Consider the following 14,269-nt stretch of genomic DNA (forward strand, 5'->3'; position numbering starts at 1 on the left):
TTTTTCAGGAACTATAGTCAATTCAGTTGGATTTGCATACAAGGAGCAAGGCCTATAACTAATAGGAGAGCGACGAGTGACATAGTAGGCGCGAGCCCAAATCAATTGACTATAACACAAGTAAATTTAACATCTAAGCATCACCTGGTATGGAAGTCAAGCCGGACTGTTGAAAAAGTCATCAAGGTTGCAAATATTTTTTATTTTTAGTAGCAATAGATAAAAAACCAAAAAATAATTTTAAGTATCCGTTTGAAATTTTGCACTATTGCAATCATGAAGACTTGAATCTGTGTTTTTTGTATACTTCTAAATTGTGCTCTTCGTAAGCCATGATTATCTTTAGCTTCAGCAAAGATGCCTTCTATTTTCCATTTGCTCTCAATTAGTTTTTGCTTAAAATCAATGCTGTTCTGTCTTGCTTTTACTTCATCTATTTCATCCTGATAAGGATTACGGTATATAAATCTTGCTCTATTACTATAATTATCAGAAATACAACGTTGTCTTAATAGACAATTTTTACAATGTCCACCCGTAATACGATAACGCTTTATTCGTTTTTATCTAATTTTGTATAAGGATAAAGGTAATGTCCTTCAGGACATTTATACCTATCGTTCTTTCTGTCATATTTAAATTCACCTCTACTTATTTTTCCTTCACCAAGATTGTCTACGTGTAAAGGTATATAAGTAGTAATTCCTAGCAACTGAAAGTATCTATAAGTTGGACCTCTACCGTAACCTTTATTTGCTATCCATTCTTTTATTTTAAAAGAAAAATTATTTAATATATAACAAACCCTATTTGGCAGTATAACACACTCATGTTGTGATCCTGTACTTACATAACAATCTACTATAATACGCGTACCGCTATCAATCGAGTAATGTGTTTTATAACATAGCTTTTTATAGCCACTAGTTCTTGATACAAGACTACAATTAGGATCTGTTTTGCTTACATGAGGTTGGTTAGATATTTTTCTTACTTTTTTCCCTTCTCTAAAATCATGATAACGACGTTCATATATTTTTAATTCTCGTTTTTGTGTATCATCTTTATCATTTCTTAATATCATACTATCTATAGATGCATACGCTTCAACTAAAGATGCATCTGAAATAATGGTTTCTCCTTTTAAAATACCTAATTTATACCATCGCTTAATTAAGCTTTCAAATATCTGTTGAAATAGCTCTACTCCATATCTATCTCTTATTCTACTTAATGATGAATGATCGGGTACCTTATCATCCAAACCTAAATCACAAAACCATCTATATGCTACATTCAGATGAATTTCTTTACATAATCTTCTATTTGACCTTATACCATATAAGTAAGATATTATTTTCATCCTGAAAAATAATACAGGATCAATTAATGGACGTCCGTTGTTAGCACAATAATATTTTTTGGTTATTCCATAGATAAAAGAAAAATCTAATGCTTTATTTTCATGAATCCTTACTAATAAATGATCATTGGGTATCATTTGCCTTAAGCTAATACTACCACTCATTACATCTTGATCAGCTTTATAACCATGCATCTTTATACCTTTATTTAAGCATAAAAATACATCTTATTTCTTAACTTAACTGCATTCCGCTCCTTCTTATCACTTTTTCAACAGTCCGTATATTTAATCTTACAAGCACAATAAAATAAATAAAATTTGATTTTTTTTCTCAAGCTTATATTTTAATTGATAAGTTTATAATAGGAAATTTATGTCAAATACAGATAAAGAAAGAGCCATTGCCGCAGCACTCGCACAAATCGAAAAAAGCTACGGTAAAGGTTCGGTAATGAAACTAGGGCAGCGTCCGAATGTTGATATAGAAGCCGTATCGACCGGCTCACTTGGGCTAGATATAGCTCTTGGGATCGGCGGCGTTCCCAAAGGTAGAATCATCGAGATTTTTGGTCCTGAAAGCTCAGGTAAAACTACTCTAACATTGCATTTAATTGCCGAAGCACAGAAAAAAGGCGGCACATGTGCTTTTATTGACGCCGAGCATGCTCTTGATCCTGCTTATGCTAAAAAATTAGGCGTAAATATTGACGAGCTTATTATTTCGCAGCCCGATACAGGTGAACAAGCCTTAGAAATTACCGATACTTTAATCCGTTCAGGCGGTATTGACATGATAATAATAGATAGTGTCGCCGCTTTAGTACCTAAATCAGAAATTGAGGGAGAAATGGGCGATGCACAAATGGCATCTCAAGCAAGATTAATGAGCCAGGCTTTGCGTAAGCTTACCGCTTCAATTTCCCGTACTAACTGTATTGCCATTTTCATCAACCAAATCAGAATGAAAATAGGAGTAATGTTCGGTAGCCCTGAAACTACAACAGGCGGTAATGCCTTAAAATTCTATGCTTCAGTCAGAATAGACATAAGAAGAATCGGTTCTATTAAAGATAAAGAAGAAGTAATAGGTAGTCAAACTAAAGTAAAAGTAGTTAAAAACAAAGTATCACCTCCGTTTAAAACCGCAGATTTTGATATAATGTACGGCTCAGGTATTTCAAAAGAAGGTGAAATAATCGATCTTGGAGTTAAGCTTGATATTGTTGAGAAATCCGGTTCGTGGTTTTCCTATAATAACGTACGCATCGGTCAAGGGCGTGAAAACGTCAAACAATATTTAAAAGAACATCCACAAATTTCCAACGAAATTGAGAAAATAATACGTGAAAGATCATCAAAAATTACTAATATCAATCTTGATCAAACGGAGGAAGAAAATGATTGATTTAACAGGTAAAACTTCCTTAATTACAGGAGCTTCAGGAGGTATAGGCGGAGCTATAGCGAGGTTACTGCACAAACTCGGAAGCCATGTAATTATTAGCGGTAGTAATGAGGAAAAATTAAAATCCCTTGGAAATGTTTTAAAAGATAATTATACGATAGAAATATGCAACCTTGCAAATAAGGAAGAATGCAGCAATTTAATATCTAAAGCATCAAAGCTAGATATTTTAGTATGTAATGCCGGTATTACTAGCGATACGCTAGCAATTAGAATGAAAGATGAAGATTTTGACAAAGTTATTGATATTAATTTAAAAGCAAATTTTATTTTAAATCGTGAAGCAATAAAAAAAATGATGCAAAACAGGTATGGACGCATTATTAACATATCTTCAATAGTAGGGGTTTCAGGCAACCCTGGGCAGGCTAATTATTGTGCTTCTAAAGCAGGTTTAATCGGTATGACCAAATCGCTCTCTTATGAAGTTGCAACCAGAGGTATTACGGTTAATGCAGTAGCTCCAGGATTTATTAAGTCTGATATGACTGATAAACTGAACGAAAAACAAAGAGAAATGATAGTGCAGAAAATTCCGCTAGGCACTTACGGTATGCCGGAAGACGTGGCAAACGCAGTCGCATTTTTAGCAAGCGATCAAGCATCATATATTACCGGTCAAACTATACATGTAAACGGCGGTATGTTAATGGTATAAAAATTAATAAGATTATTTTGTGCTAGCATAAAATAATTTTTTGTGCTAGAAGTTCTTTTAAAGATAAAATGCTATGAATATTTTAAATAAATATTCATACAAGTTAAAATAAAGCCTAATAGCTGAATAACCTCTATTATACGGCATATAAACTTAAATGATTTATGGAGTTCAAAATTATGAGTACAACGGACAAGATCGAACAGAAAGTTATTGCAATGGTTGCTGAAAAGCTAAATAAAGATAAATCGATAATAACTACGGATTCGAGATTTATAGAAGATTTGAAAGCCGATAGCCTTGATACCGTAGAGTTAATGATGGCAATAGAAGTTGAATACGGTATTGATATCCCTGATGATGAAGCAACTAAAATTAAAACTGTATCCGATGTTATAAAATATATCAAAGAACGCCAATCTTAAGCTGCATAAATTAAATCCCTGATAGATCATTAAAAATGTCGAATCAAAGAGTAAATAAAAGAGTAGTTATTACCGGACTTGGACTTGTTACTCCTGTTGGGCTTAATGTTAGCTCATCTTGGAAAAATATTGTAAATGGGGTAAGCGGTATAAAAACTATTACGGAATTTGACACTTCCAAACTTGCGTGTAAAATTGCCGGATTTATAGATAACTCGGAGAAAGATGGATTTAAACTTGAAAATTTCACGCAGGCTGATGACGTTAATAGACTAAGTAAAATGGATAAATTTATCCATTACGGAGTAGCAGCCGCAACCGAAGCAGTTGAAGATAGCGGCTGGTTACCCGAAGATGAAAAATCTCGTGATAGAACCGGCTTGATATTAGGTTCAGGAATCGGCGGACTGAAAATGATCGAAGATACCTCTATCAAACTTTATCAAGAAAATAACGGCAAAGTTAGTCCATTCTTTATTCCGGCTTCATTAATTAATCTTTTAGCGGGTCTTGTTTCTATAAAATACGGTTTTAGTGGCCCGAACCAAGCAGCAGTAACAGCTTGCTCTACAGGGGCACATGCTATAGGCGATGCTATGCGTATGATAAAGCACGGCTATGCAGACGTTATGGTCGCAGGCGGTGCAGAAGCTCCCGTTACACCTGTCGGAGTTGCAGGTTTCGTTGCAGCTAGAGCTCTTTGTACTAAATATAACGATAATCCTGAAAAAGCATCAAGACCTTGGGATAAAGACCGCAGCGGCTTTGTTATGGGTGAAGGAGCAGGCGTTGTAGTTTTAGAAGAATATGAGCATGCCGTAAATCGGGGGGCTAAAATTTACGGTGAAGTTATAGGATACGGCTCGACAGGTGATGCATATCATATGACAGCCCCACATCCTGAAGGTAGAGGGGCTTATAGAGCAATGAGAGACGCAATGCTAGATGCAGCTATCACTCCCGATATGATTGATTATATTAACGCACACGGTACTTCTACTAATCTTGGTGATGCAATTGAATTAAACGCTGTGCAAAAATTATTTTTAGAAGCTAATCCAAAAATTTTAATGTCTTCTACTAAATCATCAATAGGACATTTGCTTGGTGCAGCAGGCAGCGTTGAGTTTATCTTTTCAGCTCTTGCAATTAGAGATCAGATTGCACCGCCAACCTTAAACTTAGAAAACCCTATGGATGAGGTTAAGATAGATTTAGTAAAATTAAAAGCTAGAGAAACTAAAATAGACTATGTACTGTCTAATTCTTTCGGCTTTGGCGGTACTAATGCTAGTTTAGTGATTAAGAAGATTTAGTCTAAATCATTGTCATACCGTGACCCCTCCACAGTATCCATAAAAATAATTTATAATGTGCATTTTTTAATATTTTTACTGGATCCCGCGATCAAGTCGCGGGATGATAATATCCTTCATGACCCCAATTTATTACATTAAAAACGGTAATTTAAGTTTTGCGGATAAAGTAATTTTATCTGATTTAGAGCTTTATTTGTACAAAGGCGATAAGATTTGTCTTATAGGTCGTAACGGCTGCGGCAAATCAAGCTTAATGAAAGTAATATCAGGTGATTATGAACTAGATAATGGCGAGCTATTTCAAGATCCTTTAGTTACAACCGGTTATTTAAGACAAGATATTTCTATAAAAACTAATCTAAATGTTTATGATTTTGTCTTACAACAAACAGATAGTACAAAAGAAATAGATAAATACCAAATCGATATAATCCTAGAAAAATTACAAATCAGCGGAGCGGATAACCTATCCACCTATTCAGGCGGTCAACTTAGAAGAGCAAGCCTTGCTAAAGCTTTAATATTAGAGCCGGAAATATTATTACTTGATGAACCGACCAACCATCTAGATATTGAAACAATCGAGTGGCTAGAAGAATTTGTTAAATCTTATAACGGTGCTATTATTTGCGTTAGTCATGATAGAACATTCCTCTCAAATGTTACTAATAAAATCTGGTGGCTTGATCGTGGGATTTTGCGTAAATCCGATAAAGGATTTAAATTTTTTGATGAATGGCAAACAATTATCATAGAGCAAGAATAAGCAGCTCTTCGAAAATTAAATAAAAAACTATCTCAAGAAAACGAGTGGTTAAATGCCGGTGTTACGGCTAGACGTAAACGAAATCAAAAAAGGCTTGCGGAGTTGAAAGCCTTAAGAGCTATAGCACGAGAGCAGACCGAAAAACTAGCTCGTTCAAAACAAAGAGTTAGGGCGGAGCTTGCCGAAAATATAGCTAAAAGTAAATTCATTATTGAAGCAGATAATATTACTTTTAGTTATAAAAATACTAAAATTATTGATAATTTTAGCTTTCGTGTAAAAAAAGGTGAGAAAATCGGCATAATCGGTGCAAACGGCTCAGGTAAATCTACCTTTATCAAATTACTTACAAAGCAGCTTACGCCTGATTTAGGTAAAATTATATATGGCGGTAATTTAGATATTTCATATTTTGATCAACATAGAGAAAAACTAAACCTTAATCATACATTACAACAAACTTTATGTCCTACAGGCGGTGATCAAGTATTTTTACCAAACGGTAAAACCATGCATTTTGCCGGTTATTTAAAACAATTCATGTTTAATCCTAAACTACTTAATGCAAAAACCGCTATTTTATCAGGCGGTGAAGCTAATAGGTTATTACTGGCAAAAATTTTAATAAATCCAGGTAATTTACTCATATTAGATGAACCGACCAATGACCTCGATATGGATAGTCTAGAAATTTTACTAGATATACTTGCAGATTATTCAGGCACTTTAATCGTAGTTAGCCATGATCGTGACGTCCTAGATAGGTTAGTTACTAGAACTTTAGTTTTCGCTCAAGGTAAAATTCATGACCTAACAGGAGGTTATGAAGATTATAAGCAGTATTTTACTACGTCTTCTATAGCTAAAAAAGCTTCCAAACCACTACCATCAACTTCTCAAAAAGACCCTCCTAATAAAAAATTATCTTACAAATATCAGCGTTTGCTTGAAACATTGCCAAATGATATTGAAAAACTAGAAATATCAATCAAAAGCTTAGAAAAAGAACTTGAGAATGTTAATTTATATTTAGATAATCCTCAAAAATATAATCACATTACTAGCCAATTAATTAATGATAAAAAGAAACTAGACGAGTTATTAAATCAGTGGCTAGAAATACAAAATTAATTTTTGTTAAAATTTTCTTGACTTAATTATTAACTTTTGTTAACGTTTCTTGGTGTTAATATTCAAGATGATTGGCATATATGTCTGATATCACAGCTACATTAAAATATAAATTCGAGAATTTAAAAGAGCATCTTAAAAATTCTTATTCTCGCTCTCAAATAGAAACAATTCTAGGAGAATTAAGTAGTTTGCAAAGCGAGGCAGCTTCATATGGCTTGAATTTTGACATATCCAATCTAAAAGAGAATGCCGAAACTAAGATCCAAAATTTTGAAGTAGAACAAAATATTGATAAAGCTCAAACTCAAGAAGCAGAATTTCTACAATCACAAAGAGCAATAAAACTTGCCGAAGAAGAAAAAGAAATCGCACAAAGAATTGCTGCACTTAATAATTTTCATAATGAATTTATAAAAAATATTACTAAAGATACTAAAAGAATTGAAGAAAGTAATAAACGTTTAGATAAGATAATAAATAAACTGGAAAAAGAAAATATTATTGATCATGAAGAGTTAAATCGTGAAATATTAACTCATGAAGAAATATTTAAACTAAATCAAGAACATAAGGTATTACATGCAAACCATAAAAAAATAACTGAAGAACATAAACAAGCACATACAGAATTAAATGAATTAAATTCAGCAATAACAAATTTAACACAACAATTGCAAGAAAAAGGCTTAGCACCGGAAAAAGTTAAAGAATTAAAAGGAGAATTAGAATTTCACCAAGAAATGCTAAAAATACATAAGCCATATGTAGAACAGATTGAAAATAGTAAAAAAATATTAGATCAAGAAATTATTAAACGTGAAAAAGAACAAAAAATAAATAAAGATAAAATAAAGAAATTAGGAAGTGATATTAAAGAGCGTCATAAAAAAGAACCAGAAAAATATTTAGCAGCATATGAAAAATATGTAGCTCTAAAAAATCAGCATAAAGCAATTGAGACAGACGGCGTTGTAAAGGATACAGAACATCATAATAAAGTAATAAATAAAATTAACGCGGATAAAACTAAATCTTTAGCTAATAAAATAAGAGAGCAAACTCAAGTAAAAGATACTAATATTAGGAGTTTATCTCCTTCTCGTACTCCTAATAATCCTACACATAATCAAACGAGAGGAATTTAACTAAATAATATTATTATTATGTCTAAATTTAAAAATTTAACTCCTGAACAAAGAAAAGCAGCTTTAGAAGCTGCAAAAGTGCAAATTGAACAAAAACAGCAACAACATAACGAAATATTTAAAGAAGCTACACAAGCAAGTGGTCAAATCCACCAATATAATCAAGATTTAGGTCATTGTGTGGATAATGCTTATAAGATGCAAGATACCAAACTTGCCGGTAAAGGTTCTAAAAGCGTGTGTGAAATAATATAACATTCTAAGAACTACGACTATATAGTCGTAGTTCTCGTATTATTTTAAATTCACACAGAACCTAATATATCTAAACCTATTGCCTATATTGTGTCTGACAATTTAAAGCTAATATTTCCCGGGAATACTATATTAATTTGATCAAGTTTTAAATCTTCTAAGGATATTTGCATTGATTTTGTAATACTCGGTGTATTTGTATATTTAATTTCAAACCCCAAACGTTTTCCATTTTTAAAAATTAAAAGATCTATTTCTGCACTATTATGAGATGACCAAAAATAGCACTCCTCTGCTTCAGCTATAATATCTAATAATTTGTTCTAAGGCGAATCCTTCCCATGATGCACCCATTTTAGGATGAGTACTTAAAGCTTCATAATTATTTAAACCTAATAAAGCGTGATATATTCCACTATCTCTAAAAAAAATTTTTGGAGTTTTAACTTGTCTTTTTTTAAGGTTTTCATACCAGGGCTGCAAAACACGGATCATAAAAGTTCCCTCTAAAATATCAAGGTAATATTTTGCGGTATGATGTGATATAGATAAAGAATTTCCAAGTTCAGAAGCATTAAATATACCGTGATAATGACAAAGCATTAACCAAAACCTACGTAACTGCATAGACGGAATTGTAAAACCCAAATTTGGTATATCTCTTTCTAAAAATGTTTTAATGTAATTCTGACGCCATAAAGTACTTAACTCTTCATCATCTGCAAGATATGACAAAGGCAATCCACCACGTATCCATAATTTCTGAGTGCCTGACACTTCAGATAAGGTAAATGGTGTCATTTCAATATAACCTATTCTACCTGCTAGTGTTTCAGGACCTTGTTTCATTAAGTCTCTTGATGCACTACCCAGTACCAAAATTTAATATCAGCCGTATCAACAAGAACTCTTAAAATAGGGAATAGATTTGGTTTATACTGGATTTCATCAATAATAACAAATCCTTTTAGATAAGACAAAGCAAGCATCGGTTCATTTAATCTTGCTAAATCTAAAGGATTTTCAAGATCAAAAATATTGATTTGAGGAATATTATGAGCTTCTATAAATTGTTTAGAAAGAGTAGTTTTTCCGCACTGCCTTGGTACCTAACAAAGCACAAACTTTATGAGTTTTAAAATGCTTTGTAATTAAAGAAAGAAATTCTGTTCTAATCATTTGAGTTAATTATCTATGACATTTGGAAGCTTACCTTCCAAATTTCAGTATAATAGCATAAACGCTAGGGTCAAGTTATTATTTACTTTTTCCTCGCTCTGCAACTATAATCGCATGTATTTTTTTAAGCGTATGGTCGAAATCATCGTTAGTAACTACATAATCATACTCATTAGCGTGTGATATTTCGTTTTGTGCTGACTGCATACGTAATTTTATTGCTTCTTCATTATCGGTTGCTCTATTTCTTAAGCGTTGTTCCAGTACTTCAATACTAGGAGGCAATACAAATATAGCAACAACATTAGTAACATTTTTCTTAATACTCCTTGCTCCTTGCCAGTCAATATCAAACAAAACATCCAAACCTTGATTTAATAACATTTCGACATATTCTTTAGGCGTACCGTAATAATTATCGTATATTTTAGCATATTCAAGGAATTTATTTTGCTTAACTAATTCTTCAAACTCTAGACCGGTCTTAAAGTAATAGTTTATGCCCTCTACTTCTCCTAAACGTGGTTTTCTTGTAGTTGCCGAAATAGATAAACGCAAATTATTATCTATTTTCAATAATTCTTTAGCTAAACTTGACTTACCTGTACCTGAAGGAGAAGACAAAATTATAATCAGTCCTTTATTTTTTGTTGTCATATTTTATGTTTTATTTTGTAGGTACTTTTCTTTTTATTACCTCATCCATAGTACAATTAAAATATCTTGCTATTTTTAAAATAGTATCTATTTCAGGATTAAATTCACGATTAACTTCTGCTCTCATAATTCTGCTAACGGTCGTGTAAGGGATATCAGTAACTTGAGCAAGATATTTACGATCTATCTTTTCTTGTTTTAATTTTTCTTCTAAAAATTCTTTTACTTTAGTAGCAAGTGCCATATTATATACCTCTGATAAATAAAGAATAGTATACGAAGTTCAATCGAGTATTACCAAACATTTTTTATAATTATAGGTAATTTATAAGTGTTTATAATTACCAAATCAAACATGATATTATAATTTCTATATTTAGAATCGCTACTTAAAAACATTTCAGCAGCCCTAGTAATTCTTTTTTGCTGATTGAAAGATACAAATCTATCATCAATTTTAGAGCTTCTTGCTTTGACTTCAATAAAAACAACTTCTTTATTACGTAATGCAATAATATCTATTTCGCCGACATAATAACGTTTTCTATGATGAAGGATTTGATAAAATTTTAATTTATAGATTATTATACAAATATATTCGGCAATAATGCCGAAATAATCCTTTTTCATACTAGGTAAAATAAATTTAAAGATGGGCATTGTTGCATGGATCTATGTCATTCCCGCTTCCGCGGGAATGACATTGAGTGCAACTTTGAAAGAACAGAAATTACTCTTTAGGCAATAATATCTGTACAAATTCCGTTTTAGATAGATCAGCTGCTATATCCACTATAACGTCATGTTCCGTAACTTTAGACACATAGCCTACTAAAATACCTGCAGGATAAATATTACCGTGTCCGGAGGTTACTATCTCCTCGTCTTTCTGTACTAAATGATTGTTAGGCAAGTATAAAATTTTACTATTATTATTATTACCTGCTAAAATACCTTGTTCTCTTGAAGAATTAGCTTTAATAGGTATTCTAGAATTAACATCGCTAATTAACATCACTTTAGCATAATTATTACTCACTTCTATTACTTTTCCTACTAATTTTCCTGAATTAACAACGATTTGATCAGGTTCAATGCCTTGCTTTTTACCTGCAGAAATCAAAGCAGTTCTAGAAAAAGGATTAAAGGAAACACTCAGTAATTTAGTAGTAACATATTCAAATTCTTCTTCCTCGGCAATCGTTAACAAATCTTTTAATGCAATGTTTTCGGCTCTTACCGATTCTACTTCACTTTGCAAATGTTGTAATCTTGCTATCTCAAGTTTAAGCTCTACATTTTTTCGTTCTAAATCTTGAAAATAAACAAATTTTTGTGTTATTGAATTTATATATTCAAATATATCTTCATAAACTGCTAAACCGGTTGATAATATACTACCGGTTACCTCAAGAGATATACTAGATATTTTTTTAGGCGTAGTAAAAAATAAATATATAGACAATCCAAACCCAAATATAACAAAAAAACGCTTAAGAGTATTTGATATTATTCTTATTAATTCTAACGAATTTGAAGAATTTTTTACTCTATTTGCAAGTATTGCCATTTTTAATCCTGTTTAAATAGTACATGTTTTAGCTTTGTAAAATCTTCAAGTACTTTTCCTGTTCCAAGTGCTACACAAGAGAGGGCATCATCTGCAACTATCACCGGCAATTTAGTGGCTTCACTAAGAACAAAATCAAGGTTTCGTAATAATGAACCGCCGCCTGTTAAAACAATTCCCTTATCGACTATATCTGAAGATAACTCAGGAGGCGTTGCCTCTAGTGCTACTTTTACCGCTTCAACAATTTGACTTACCGGTTCAATTAGACTATCAGCAATTTGTCTTTCATTCAATATCATTTCTTTAGGAATACCGTAAATTAAATCACGTCCTTTAAGTTCCATCTTTCTCGGCTCAGCATTTTCATCTACATAAGCCGTACCTATTTCTTGCTTTATCTTTTCGGCAGTAGCCTCACCGATCAATAGGTTATAGTGCCTTCTTATATATGCGATAATAGCTTCATCCATCTTATCACCGCCGACTCTTACCGACCTTGCATATACTATGCCCCCTAGTGACAAAACTGCAACTTCCGTAGTACCACCGCCGATATCCACAATCATCGAACCGGTCGCTTCCGTTACGGGTAGCCCTGCTCCGATCGCCGCCGCCATAGGCTCTTCAATTAAATAGACATCCCTACCACCTGCACTTTCTGCTGCTTCTTGGATAGCACGACGCTCAACCGGCGTAGAACCGGAAGGTACACAAATAACAATTGTCGGACCAAAAAAAGAGCGACGATTATGCACCATTCTAATAAAATACTTTATCATTTCTTCTGCACCCTTAAAATCGGCTATAACACCGTCTTTTAAAGGTCTTTTTGCTTCAATATCCGTAGGAGTACGCCCAAGCATCATTTTTGCTTCATGACCATAAGCATAAGGCACAAAAGCACCATCTTTTTTTATTAAAGCAATAACAGAAGGTTCCCTTAGAACAATTCCACGACTTTTTTGATAGACAATAGTATTTGCCGTACCAAGGTCTATGGCCATACCGGAAGAAAACCCTTCCAAAAATTTCATTATCATTTTATTTTTTCTCTCTAAATGCTAAAAACACTTCTACAGTAAACAAAAATTTAATATAGACAAAGTTTAATTTGGAAAAGAGCAAGGAGCCTCGGAATTTTTGACCGCAGCGATACTACGTGAGGATCAAAAATGAGAAGCGACGATGCCAATTTTTCAAATTAAACGAGTATATCTTAAATTTCTTTATAATGTAAAATAATAAAGTGACTAATACAAAATATTAGCATACTAGGTAATAAAATAGCAGCCATTAAAGACAAATTATTATAAGTAAGTATTTTTAATAATATTTCTGATAACGAATATGCTATAAAACCTGAAAATAAACCTAATATCAGTATTTTTTCTTGGGAATTATCACGTTGTTTAAGACTAATAAAACAACTTGCTAAAATTACGGTTGCCATCATCATTATAGGCTGAAATAATTGCTTGTAATAATAAATTTGATAATTAATAGCCGGTAAACCTGAATTTAATAATTCATTAATTAATTTAGGTAAAGCCCAAATAGAAACCATTTCAGGACGAATAAATTTATTTACTAAACTATTAATTGATAAATTTGTCTGTATAGTTAAATTGTTGTAAGCCTTAGTTTCCTCTTTTGTGCAAACCTTAACTCTATTTAAATGTAACATTTTATTTTCAATAATACCGTATAATGCATCAATTCTCTTTAAAAAAGAATTATTACTATCAACAAATAAAATTGTAATATTATTTAATTTTTTCTCGGCAACATTAATAAATTGTGTTTGAATAATTTGATTTGCATCATTTAAAGATTCAAAAAATAATAAACCTGATTTAGATATTATACCCTCACTCAAGGCTTTTTTAGTCAGTTTTGCCTCTAATAACTCATATTTTTGTAAACCTATAGTACCGATAGGATTCAATATGGTCGTAAAAACTATACCTAAAATTAAAGTTACGATACATGGAATAACAAGCACTTGCCAAATATGAATACCGCTAGATAATATAGCCGTTAGTTCATTATTTTTTGTTAGATTTCTAAGAAAAAATAACATAGCGGTAAAACTAATTAACGAAGATACTTGACCTAGTAAATAAGGAATCTTATATAAGATAAGTCTCCAAAAAAAACTAAAAGGAACATAAATATTTTTGAATTTTTGCAAAAGATCAAAAATATTTGAGATAATTAACAGCCCGATTAAAAGAAATAATATAATAAAGAAACACTTAGAATATAATTTAGTCAGATACCAAGAAAGTGTTTTTAGATTAATCATTATAAATTCAGGTCTAATGCGA

At 32.1% G+C, this 14,269-nt stretch carries 14 protein-coding genes and 2 pseudogenes; 7 read left to right on the forward strand and 9 right to left on the reverse strand.

What is annotated here, in order from left to right; translation table 11 throughout:
- Positions 1 to 206 precede the first annotated feature (206 nt).
- Positions 207 to 557, reverse strand: coding sequence for a transposase (locus tag ACIAS7_RS01270; protein WP_473199382.1), 351 nt, complete (start codon positions 555 to 557; stop codon positions 207 to 209).
- Positions 554 to 1,558, reverse strand: a complete 1,005-nt coding sequence (locus ACIAS7_RS01275) for a transposase (protein WP_473198628.1) — start codon at positions 1,556 to 1,558, stop codon at positions 554 to 556. Before ACIAS7_RS01275 ends, ACIAS7_RS01270 begins: the two co-directional genes overlap by 4 nt.
- Before the next feature lie 181 nt (positions 1,559 to 1,739).
- Here ACIAS7_RS01275 and recA point away from each other — a divergent pair, with 181 nt between their 5' ends.
- The 7 genes and pseudogenes from recA (at position 1,740) to ACIAS7_RS01310 (ending at position 8,533) form a co-directional block, all read left to right on the forward strand.
- Complete coding sequence (gene recA, locus ACIAS7_RS01280) at positions 1,740 to 2,771, forward strand: recombinase RecA (RefSeq protein ID WP_473199002.1); 1,032 nt, start codon at positions 1,740 to 1,742, stop codon at positions 2,769 to 2,771.
- Entirely contained in the window at positions 2,764 to 3,489 is a 726-nt protein-coding gene (gene fabG, locus ACIAS7_RS01285) for a 3-oxoacyl-ACP reductase FabG (protein WP_473199003.1), read from the forward strand. The genes recA and fabG overlap by 8 nt, the downstream gene beginning before the upstream one ends.
- 164 nt (positions 3,490 to 3,653) lie before the next feature.
- Positions 3,654 to 3,914 (forward strand): acyl carrier protein, encoded by a 261-nt coding sequence (gene acpP, locus ACIAS7_RS01290; RefSeq protein WP_473199004.1) that lies wholly within the window; start codon positions 3,654 to 3,656, stop codon positions 3,912 to 3,914.
- Positions 3,915 to 3,949: 35 nt separating this feature from the next.
- Positions 3,950 to 5,230, forward strand: a complete 1,281-nt coding sequence (fabF, locus tag ACIAS7_RS01295) for a beta-ketoacyl-ACP synthase II (RefSeq protein ID WP_473199005.1) — start codon at positions 3,950 to 3,952, stop codon at positions 5,228 to 5,230.
- Between the two features lie 118 nt (positions 5,231 to 5,348).
- A pseudogene (locus ACIAS7_RS01300) lies at positions 5,349 to 7,130 on the forward strand (ABC-F family ATP-binding cassette domain-containing protein).
- An 80-nt stretch (positions 7,131 to 7,210) separates the two neighbouring features.
- The gene (roaM, locus tag ACIAS7_RS01305; RefSeq protein WP_473199006.1) at positions 7,211 to 8,278 is read left to right on the forward strand and encodes an actin-based motility regulator RoaM; all 1,068 of its coding nucleotides are present in this window, start codon (positions 7,211 to 7,213) and stop codon (positions 8,276 to 8,278) included.
- Between the two features lie 18 nt (positions 8,279 to 8,296).
- Complete coding sequence (locus ACIAS7_RS01310) at positions 8,297 to 8,533, forward strand: hypothetical protein (protein WP_473199007.1); 237 nt, start codon at positions 8,297 to 8,299, stop codon at positions 8,531 to 8,533.
- An 83-nt stretch (positions 8,534 to 8,616) separates the two neighbouring features.
- Here ACIAS7_RS01310 and ACIAS7_RS01315 read toward each other — a convergent pair.
- From ACIAS7_RS01315 to ACIAS7_RS01345, 7 genes and pseudogenes are all read right to left on the reverse strand, one after another.
- A pseudogene (locus ACIAS7_RS01315) lies at positions 8,617 to 9,712 on the reverse strand (ATP-binding protein).
- 78 nt (positions 9,713 to 9,790) lie between these two features.
- Positions 9,791 to 10,369, reverse strand: coding sequence for a guanylate kinase (gene gmk, locus ACIAS7_RS01320; protein ID WP_473199008.1), 579 nt, complete (start codon positions 10,367 to 10,369; stop codon positions 9,791 to 9,793).
- A gap of 10 nt (positions 10,370 to 10,379) precedes the next feature.
- Positions 10,380 to 10,613 carry a helix-turn-helix transcriptional regulator gene (locus ACIAS7_RS01325; RefSeq protein WP_473199009.1) on the reverse strand — a complete coding sequence of 78 codons (234 nt, stop codon included), beginning with the start codon at positions 10,611 to 10,613 and terminating at the stop codon, positions 10,380 to 10,382.
- Positions 10,614 to 10,663: 50 nt separating this feature from the next.
- Positions 10,664 to 10,999 carry a YraN family protein gene (locus tag ACIAS7_RS01330; protein WP_473199010.1) on the reverse strand — a complete coding sequence of 112 codons (336 nt, stop codon included), beginning with the start codon at positions 10,997 to 10,999 and terminating at the stop codon, positions 10,664 to 10,666.
- 100 nt (positions 11,000 to 11,099) lie between these two features.
- Positions 11,100 to 11,939, reverse strand: a complete 840-nt coding sequence (gene mreC / locus ACIAS7_RS01335; protein ID WP_473199011.1) for a rod shape-determining protein MreC — start codon at positions 11,937 to 11,939, stop codon at positions 11,100 to 11,102.
- Positions 11,940 to 11,941: 2 nt separating this feature from the next.
- On the reverse strand, positions 11,942 to 12,982 hold the full coding sequence (locus tag ACIAS7_RS01340) for a rod shape-determining protein (RefSeq protein ID WP_473199012.1): 1,041 nt from the start codon (positions 12,980 to 12,982) through the stop codon (positions 11,942 to 11,944).
- 176 nt (positions 12,983 to 13,158) lie between these two features.
- Positions 13,159 to 14,247, reverse strand: coding sequence for an LptF/LptG family permease (locus ACIAS7_RS01345; RefSeq protein WP_473199013.1), 1,089 nt, complete (start codon positions 14,245 to 14,247; stop codon positions 13,159 to 13,161).
- Positions 14,248 to 14,269 lie beyond the last annotated feature (22 nt).

It is taken from the genome of Rickettsia sp. 109562A South Dakota (assembly GCF_055791265.1).

What these genes read in the sequence shown, in the direction of transcription:
- ACIAS7_RS01330 (WP_473199010.1), bottom strand. Translation starts at nt 10,999, where the DNA reads ATGAAAAAGGATTATTTCGGCATTATTGCCGAATATATTTGTATAATA.
- ACIAS7_RS01345 (WP_473199013.1), bottom strand. Translation starts at nt 14,247, where the DNA reads ATGATTAATCTAAAAACACTTTCTTGGTATCTGACTAAATTATATTCT.
- roaM (WP_473199006.1), top strand. Translation starts at nt 7,211, where the DNA reads ATGTCTGATATCACAGCTACATTAAAATATAAATTCGAGAATTTAAAA.
- ACIAS7_RS01310 (WP_473199007.1), top strand. Translation starts at nt 8,297, where the DNA reads ATGTCTAAATTTAAAAATTTAACTCCTGAACAAAGAAAAGCAGCTTTA.
- ACIAS7_RS01340 (WP_473199012.1), bottom strand. Translation starts at nt 12,982, where the DNA reads ATGATAATGAAATTTTTGGAAGGGTTTTCTTCCGGTATGGCCATAGAC.
- gmk (WP_473199008.1), bottom strand. Translation starts at nt 10,369, where the DNA reads ATGACAACAAAAAATAAAGGACTGATTATAATTTTGTCTTCTCCTTCA.
- ACIAS7_RS01325 (WP_473199009.1), bottom strand. Translation starts at nt 10,613, where the DNA reads ATGGCACTTGCTACTAAAGTAAAAGAATTTTTAGAAGAAAAATTAAAA.
- ACIAS7_RS01275 (WP_473198628.1), bottom strand. Translation starts at nt 1,558, where the DNA reads ATGCATGGTTATAAAGCTGATCAAGATGTAATGAGTGGTAGTATTAGC.
- acpP (WP_473199004.1), top strand. Translation starts at nt 3,654, where the DNA reads ATGGAGTTCAAAATTATGAGTACAACGGACAAGATCGAACAGAAAGTT.
- recA (WP_473199002.1), top strand. Translation starts at nt 1,740, where the DNA reads ATGTCAAATACAGATAAAGAAAGAGCCATTGCCGCAGCACTCGCACAA.
- fabF (WP_473199005.1), top strand. Translation starts at nt 3,950, where the DNA reads ATGTCGAATCAAAGAGTAAATAAAAGAGTAGTTATTACCGGACTTGGA.
- fabG (WP_473199003.1), top strand. Translation starts at nt 2,764, where the DNA reads ATGATTGATTTAACAGGTAAAACTTCCTTAATTACAGGAGCTTCAGGA.
- mreC (WP_473199011.1), bottom strand. Translation starts at nt 11,939, where the DNA reads ATGGCAATACTTGCAAATAGAGTAAAAAATTCTTCAAATTCGTTAGAA.